Source organism: Kitasatospora sp. NPDC001539 (assembly GCF_040298565.1).
Classification (GTDB): domain Bacteria; phylum Actinomycetota; class Actinomycetes; order Streptomycetales; family Streptomycetaceae; genus Kitasatospora.
In genome coordinates this window covers 1-1004 of the sequence record NZ_JBEPAK010000503.1, presented here as the reverse complement: position 1 = coordinate 1004, position 1004 = coordinate 1, and the positions used below count along the sequence as shown (strand labels likewise).

Sequence of the window (1004 nt, the reverse complement as noted above, 5' to 3'; positions counted from 1 at the left end):
AGAACCCCCCCACCACCCCGGCCTGCCCCACCCCCCCCCCGCGCCCCCCACCCCCGCCCGGGAGCGGCCGGCACGAGGCGGCCGGGCGGTGTCAGGCGACCGCACCTCACCCCGGCCCGGAGCCGCGGGAGTTCGGCGAGGATGCCACCGAGGATGCGGTCGCACGGCTCACCGAGGGGCGAGCCGCTGATCGACCAGGTACTGCCCTGCGGTCAGCCCGACGGCCCGCCGTCGGCCGCCCGGGAGCACCCGAGCGCCGCATGCGACTGGACGAACCCGACTGCCGCGCAGCCGAGTTATACCCGGCGTGCGAACGGCCGCTCGGGCGGGCCGGGTCAGCAGAGCAGGCCGAAGCCGTACCCGCGCGCCTTGAGGCCGGACAGGATCGCCGGGAGCGCGGCGGCGGTCTGGCTGCGGTCACCGCCGCCGTCGTGCAGCAGGATCACCGAACCGGGGCGGACGGGGCCCAGGACCCTGGACTGGATCGCACCGGACCCGGGGCGGGACCAGTCGGCCGGGTCGACCGACCAGAGCACCACCTGCTTGCCCAGCCCCGCCGCCCGGGAGCGCACCGTGCCGTTGACCGCGCCGTACGGCGGACGCAGGCAGGTCGGGGTGCGGCCGGTCTGCGCGCGGATCGCCCGATCGGTGTTGCCCACCTGGGAGTTGAAGGTGGCGGCCGAGAGCCGGCGCAGGTCGGGGTGCGACCAGGAGTGGTTCTGCACGCTGTGGCCCTGGCGGGCGACCTGCCGGGTGACCGAGGGGTGGGCGGCGACGTTCTCACCGAGTTCGAAGAAGGTCGCGCGCGCGCCGTAGCGGTTGAGGATCGACAGGATCCGGGGGGTGTACACCGGGCTCGGGCCGTCGTCGAAGGTCAGGTAGACGACCTTGCCGCCGGCCGCCTCCGCGTCGACCCGTCGCGCACCGACCGGAACAGGAACCGCCGCCCGCCATGACCAGCCACCCCGTCGCCCGCACCCCCCAGCAGGACCGCAGCCGCGCCA

1 protein-coding gene is annotated in these 1004 nt (G+C 75.9%); it reads right to left on the bottom strand.

The window, feature by feature from the left end:
* Positions 1–335: 335 nt before the first annotated feature.
* Positions 336–1004: polysaccharide deacetylase family protein (locus ABT247_RS33580; RefSeq protein WP_350750411.1), on the bottom strand; the 669-nt coding region annotated here is incomplete at its 5' end.